The 5,844-nt window shown below is 43.2% G+C and carries 6 protein-coding genes; 4 read left to right on the forward strand and 2 right to left on the reverse strand.

The features are described 5' to 3' along the window. Positions 1–94: 94 nt before the first annotated feature. Positions 95–946, reverse strand: coding sequence for a 16S rRNA (cytidine(1402)-2'-O)-methyltransferase (gene rsmI, locus QMF79_RS09320; protein ID WP_281773626.1), 852 nt, complete (start codon positions 944–946; stop codon positions 95–97). A gap of 79 nt (positions 947–1,025) precedes the next feature. Between rsmI and QMF79_RS09325 the strand changes: the two genes are divergently transcribed. From QMF79_RS09325 to dolP, 4 genes are read left to right on the forward strand one after another with little or no spacing between them, the layout of a single operon-like run. Then, complete coding sequence (locus QMF79_RS09325; protein ID WP_281773627.1) at positions 1,026–2,768, forward strand: penicillin-binding protein activator; 1,743 nt, start codon at positions 1,026–1,028, stop codon at positions 2,766–2,768. Then, entirely contained in the window at positions 2,743–3,117 is a 375-nt protein-coding gene (locus tag QMF79_RS09330; protein ID WP_281773628.1) for a YraN family protein, read from the forward strand. The genes QMF79_RS09325 and QMF79_RS09330 overlap by 26 nt, the downstream gene beginning before the upstream one ends. Positions 3,118–3,130: 13 nt before the next feature. Then, positions 3,131–3,724: a D-sedoheptulose-7-phosphate isomerase gene (locus QMF79_RS09335; protein ID WP_111312946.1), complete on the forward strand. Its 594-nt coding sequence runs from the start codon at positions 3,131–3,133 to the stop codon at positions 3,722–3,724. Continuing rightward, on the forward strand, positions 3,721–4,311 hold the full coding sequence (gene dolP, locus QMF79_RS09340) for a division/outer membrane stress-associated lipid-binding lipoprotein (protein WP_281773629.1): 591 nt from the start codon (positions 3,721–3,723) through the stop codon (positions 4,309–4,311). Before QMF79_RS09335 ends, dolP begins: the two co-directional genes overlap by 4 nt. 380 nt (positions 4,312–4,691) lie before the next feature. Here the strand turns inward: dolP and dnaJ are convergent, their stop codons facing one another. Next, positions 4,692–5,843, reverse strand: coding sequence for a molecular chaperone DnaJ (gene dnaJ, locus QMF79_RS09345; RefSeq protein ID WP_281773630.1), 1,152 nt, complete (start codon positions 5,841–5,843; stop codon positions 4,692–4,694). Position 5,844: the final 1 nt, after the last annotated feature.

Below are 5,844 nucleotides of genomic sequence, written 5' to 3' on the forward strand. Positions count from 1 at the left end.
ATAAAAAATCTGCACCTTAATCAGTTAGAAGTTTAGTCTAACTTTTGGGGTGCAGATCAAATTGTGGGATTTTTTTATTTCTTACAAGGTTATCCTATTTCTCAAAATGCCCCAATCCAAACTGATAAAGGGCATTTTTCTTATAGCCAAAAGTCTCTGCCACGATGCTAGCGGCTTTTTTCATTGGCATTTCGTTGGTTAAAAGTTGGAATAATTTAACCGCTTGCGGGCTGAAACTTTCCTCTTCGGTTTCGGGTTTGCCTTCCACAATCAGCACGATTTCGCCTTTAGTGCGGTTGCTGTCTTCATTCAGCCATTCGATTAAGTTGACGAGCGTATCGCCGTAAATGGTTTCCCACGTTTTAGTGAGTTCTCTTGCCATCACGATATAGCGGTCAGATCCCCAGATTTTTTGCATATCCGCAAGTGTGTCTAAAATGCGGTGGGTCGATTCGTAGAAAATCAGCGTTCTAGGTTCTTCGCTTAAGGCTTCTAATTTATCGCAACGTGATTTTGTTTTGGCGGGCAAGAACCCTTCGAAACAAAAACGGTCTGAGGCAATGCCTGAACAGCTTAATGCGGCAATCGCAGCACAAGCACCGACTACAGGCACAACGCGAATGCCTGCTTGTCGGCAGTGGCGAACGAGGTGAAAGCCTGGGTCACTAATGAGTGGTGTGCCCGCATCTGAAATCAGGGCGATATTTTCGCCTTTGGTTAATTTTTCGACTAAAACGACCGCTTTCTGCTGTTCGTTGTGGTCGTGTAGGGCAAAAAAGGGCTTTTTGATGCCGTAATGGCTGAGTAATAAACCGCTGTGGCGGGTATCTTCGGCGGCGATTAAATCGACTTGTGCGAAGGTGTCTAATGCACGTTGAGTGATGTCGCCTAAATTACCAATCGGGGTGGCAACGATATATAAAATGCCGTTTTGTTCGTTTTTCATTTGATTTTCAGATATTTGATAAGTAAGATTTAAAACATTACCGCATTATACTTTTTTTATGCATTTTAGGGAGAATAAAATGGCAGTAGCACTTCGACAAAAAATGAAAACAGTTTTTGTCCCAACTCTCGTTGCTCTTTTAGTGGCAGCTTGTAGTTCGCCTAATTTAGTGACGGAATCAATGAAAAATGAGGCGTATGCAAGCTCTGAGTTTTACATTAACAAAGCAGATCAAGCAAAAGAGAAAGAAGATAAGGTTTCTTATCAGCTTTTGGCGGTGCGTAAGTTGGTGGAAGAAAATAAAGCAGACGAAGCACAAGATGCGTTAAATGAGCTCACGCCATTTATGAAAGATATTCAAGAAAACCCTGTGCAAAAATTAGAATATGCGTTAGTTTCTGCTCAACTTGCAGCATTGCAAGGCAAAAATGATGAAGCCTTAAACGGGTTGAGAAATTTGCAAAATAATGCGAAAAATGAACCGCTTAGCCAAGCACAAATGTTGCGTGTTTACCAAACCCAAGCTCAAGTAGCGGAAAACCATAAAAATGGGGAAGAAATTGTGCGTGCACGTTCGTTGATGAACGGTTATTTGTTTGATAACAAAGCTCGCCAAGAGAATAACGATATTATTTGGAATACACTCAGAAAGGCTAATCGCGGGATTGAACAAGTTCAACCGCAAGCGGGCGAAGTGGAATTTGCAGGTTGGATTGCCTTGATTTCGCTTTACAATCAAAATGTGATGAATCCAGCACAAATGCAACAGGCGTTGAATCAATGGAAGGCGCAATATCCAAATCATAGTGCGGTCAATGTGATGCCTGCTGAGTTACAAAATGTAGCAAGCTACCAACAAACGCAGCTTAATGGCGTGGCAGTGTTATTGCCGTTAAGTGGTGATGCGCAAATTTTAGGGCAGTTGGTGCAAAAAGGCTTTAATGATGCACGCGGTAATGATGGCACGATGGTGCGTTTTTACGACACCGCGGCGGCGGATGTTAATAGCCTGCTTGCACAAGCGAAACAAGAAGGTGCAAGCACGATTGTTGGTCCATTGTTGAAAGAGAATGTGGATGCGGCATTAAGTAGCCCAGAGCTTAACAATGTGAATTTATTGGCATTAAATGCAACGCCAAATGCGAGAGCAATTCCACAAGTTTGTTACTACGGCTTAGCGCCAGAAGCCGAAGCGAAAGCAGCGGCAGATCGTATTTACAATGAAGGTAAACGCAATGTGATTGTTTCCGTACCACAAGGCGATGTAGGACAACGTTCGGGCGATACTTTCGCACAACGTTGGCGTCAGCTCACTGGTAACGATGCAGATGTGCGTTATTACTCTTCTGCCGAAGATGCGATTGCATCCATTTTAAGTGCGGGTATCACGCAAGGTGGTTTGTATTTGCTCGGTTCGCCAGATGATGTGGTGTTGATTAAGCAAGGAATTGACGCTTCTCCATTAAAAGATCAGCTGGCGATTTATACTTCTTCACGCACCAATTCGCCAACGAATGATGCCGATTTTTATACCGCGATGGAAGGTGTGAAATTCAGTGAAATTCCGCTGTTAGCTGATTCAAATTCAGATGAATACAAAAAATCAGCGAACTTATCAGCGGGTGATTTTGCCAAAATGCGTTTATACGCAATGGGGGCGGATGCGTGGTCTTTGGCAAATAAATTCAATGAGTTAAGTAAAATCCCTGGTTATAAAGTGTCTGGCTTAACAGGCGTGTTAAGCGCAGGCCAAAATTGTAATATCGAGCGTAATTTATCTTGGTTGCAATATCACAATGGCGCTGTTGAGCAAGCTCAGTAACAAGCGGTCACAAGGTTCGCTTTATGAGCAAAAAGCCCGAGCTTATTTAGAAACGCAAGGGCTGAAATTCATTGCGGCTAACCAGACTTTTAAATGTGGCGAGTTAGATTTAGTGATGGCAGATGGCGATACTGTCGTGTTTGTAGAAGTTCGCCAACGTAAATCGAACCGCTTTGGTAGCGCAGTAGAAAGCATCGATTATCGCAAGCAGCAGAAATGGCGCAATGCGGCGAATATGTGGTTATTTACCAAGCGTAAGCAGAGTTTAGACACCGCAAAATGCCGTTTCGATGTGGTTGCCTTTGAGGGAGATAATCCGCCTCTTTGGTTACCCAATTTTTTAGGATAATGCCAACATTATGATGTTAGAAAAAATCCAAAATAGCTTTACCGAAAGTATCCAACTCCAAATTGCCGCAACCGAATTATTGCCCGCAAAGTTGGAACAAGCAGCAAAACAGATGCAAGGCTGTTTGTTACGTGGCAATAAAATTATTGTTTGCGGGCACGGGCGTTCTTACGGTAATGCGCAGTTATTGGTCAGCCATTTATTGCATCAATATGAGCTGGCTCGCCCAACGCTTTATGCGGTGCAATTAGACCTCACAGGCACAGTGGCAGGGGTGGCGGTTCAACGCAAAGAGCTTGATCTGCTCTACCAAAAACAGCTACAAGCTGTGTATCGGGAAGGCGATATTTTCGTTTGCTTTTCGCCCCTTGGTAATGAAGAAGCGGTCTTAAATGCGATCCATTTTGCAAAAGGCGAAGGCTTGGATGTCATCGTTTTTACCAGCAGCCACAATGAACACACTCAAGGCTTGCTTGAGGAAGATGATATTGAAATTGCGTTCCCCTCCATCAACGAAGCACGGATTATCGAAGGACATTTATTTTGCGTGAATTTACTGTGCGAATTGGTTGATCATTTACTTTTTGTTTCAGAGGAACAGATATGAAAACATTAGTTAAAAAAAGCCTTTTAACGCTCTTATTTGGCACGGCATTACTCTCATTACAAGGTTGTATTACCACCGCTGTGGTGACAACCGCAGCTGTTGCGGGGAAAGTCGCGACGGATCCACGCTCAACAGGTACACAAGTGGATGATGAAATTTTAGAAGAAAGAGTCGCTCAAAATCTCAACAATGATGCTCAATTAAAAACCGAAGCTCGTATCAATGTGGTGGTTTATAACGCCAAAGTATTGTTAATTGGACAGGTCCCAAGCTATACCGCTGCTGAAACAGCCAAAAACATTGCTGCTGGAGTAGAAGGAGTGAAAGAAGTGGTTAATGAAATTCGCACAGGCGAAGTCATTAGTGCTTCACAAGTGGCGATGGACAGCTGGATTACCACGACAATTAAGTCTAAGCTTCTTTTAAATGGTGAAGTGAAAACTACAGAAGTCAAAGTGATTACCGAAAATGGTGAAGTCTTCTTAATCGGTAAACTTTCGCACACACAAGCAGATGCAGCCACTGAGGTTGCTCGTAATGTGCGTGGGGTTTCTAAAGTGGTGAAAGTTATTACTTACGCAATGTAAAATGGATAAAACGAAGGGCTTGCATTTTTATAAAAGCAGCCTCTACTTCTAATCCAAGGATGCATAGGCGTAAACGTTCTTCTATTTTGGGTGGTGGAAGCTCACACTTAACCGACCTTTAGGCTTGGAGTGAGGTTCATTTTTTGCTGCGTATACCAGTCATTCATTGCCGAAATATTTGTATTGTGCAATCCAACGGTTCTTTTAGGTAAATTGAAATACTTCAGAGTGAAAGCAAGATTTTTGTGATATTCGAAATAGCAATTCACGACTTGTTGTTTGAAAAGTTGATTGTATTTAGTTATAAAAAATCTACACCTTAATCCGTTAGAAGTTTAGTCTAACTTTTGAGGTGCAGATCAAACCTTAGTCCTTTTTTATTACTTGCCTAAATTTCCAAAAAAATTCTTCACGCTATTTAAAAAGCCTTCTTGCTGAGGGCGATGTTTCCCTTTGCCATCAAAACTTTCTTCTAATTTGCGCAAAAGCTCTTTTTGTTCTTCGCTTAATTTTACTGGTGTTTCAACAATCACTTTGCAGATTAAATCACCTGCGTAGCCACCTCTAGGGCTTGCCACTCCTTTACCACGTACACGGAAGAGTTTACCCGTTTGTGTTTCTGCTGGGATTTTGAGTTTCAACTTGCCTTCTAAAGTCGGCACTTCAATCTCTCCGCCTAATGCCGCTTGAGTGAAGCTAATTGGCACTTCACAGTAAAGATTTGAGCCATCACGCTCGAAAATTTCGTGTTCACGAACGTGAATCACCACATATAAATCGCCTGCTGGTGCACCATTCTCGCCTGCTGCCCCCTCACCTGATAAGCGGAGTTGGTTACCAGTGTCTACGCCTGCTGGAATGGTAACGGATAAGCTTTTCGTTTTTTGAACACGTCCGTCGCCGTGGCAAGAGTGGCACGGTTTTTCGATTTTTTTACCTGTACCATGACAAGTCGGACAGAGGCTTTCGGTCATAAAGAAGCCTTGCTGACGGCGTACTCGACCTGAACCGTGGCAGTGCGGACAAGTTTCCACTTTAGAATCTTTTTCTGCACCACTACCGTGGCAGGTATCACACTCAGCTAATGTAGAAAGACGAATATCTTTTTTACAGCCTTTTACCGCTTCTTCTAAGGTGATTTCGATGTCATAACGTAAGTCATCGCCACGCACGACACGTTGACGGCGACCACCGCTACCACCGAAACCGCCACCGAACATTTCGCTGAAGATGTCTTCAAAGCCACCGAAACCGCTGCCACCAAAGCCTTCGAATCCGCCAAAGCCGCCTGCACCGCCACCGCCTTGTTCAAAAGCAGCGTGACCATATTGGTCATACATTGCTTTTTTCTGGCTATCGCTTAGCACTTCATAGGCTTCATTAATTTCTTTGAATTTTTCTTCCGCTTCTTTACTGCCTTGGTTTTTATCGGGGTGATGTTTAGACGCTAAACGTTTGTACGCACGTTTGATGTCGTTCTCGCTCGCCCCTTTTTGCAAGCCAAGGACTTCGTAGTAATCTTTTTTTGCCATA

The organism is Pseudohaemophilus parahaemolyticus (assembly GCF_938021905.1).
Taxonomy (GTDB): domain Bacteria; phylum Pseudomonadota; class Gammaproteobacteria; order Enterobacterales; family Pasteurellaceae; genus Haemophilus_A; species Haemophilus_A parahaemolyticus_B.

What these genes read in the sequence shown, in the direction of transcription:
- dolP (WP_281773629.1), top strand. Translation starts at nt 3,721, where the DNA reads ATGAAAACATTAGTTAAAAAAAGCCTTTTAACGCTCTTATTTGGCACG.
- rsmI (WP_281773626.1), bottom strand. Translation starts at nt 946, where the DNA reads ATGAAAAACGAACAAAACGGCATTTTATATATCGTTGCCACCCCGATT.
- QMF79_RS09325 (WP_281773627.1), top strand. Translation starts at nt 1,026, where the DNA reads ATGGCAGTAGCACTTCGACAAAAAATGAAAACAGTTTTTGTCCCAACT.
- dnaJ (WP_281773630.1), bottom strand. Translation starts at nt 5,843, where the DNA reads ATGGCAAAAAAAGATTACTACGAAGTCCTTGGCTTGCAAAAAGGGGCG.
- QMF79_RS09335 (WP_111312946.1), top strand. Translation starts at nt 3,131, where the DNA reads ATGTTAGAAAAAATCCAAAATAGCTTTACCGAAAGTATCCAACTCCAA.
- QMF79_RS09330 (WP_281773628.1), top strand. Translation starts at nt 2,743, where the DNA reads ATGGCGCTGTTGAGCAAGCTCAGTAACAAGCGGTCACAAGGTTCGCTT.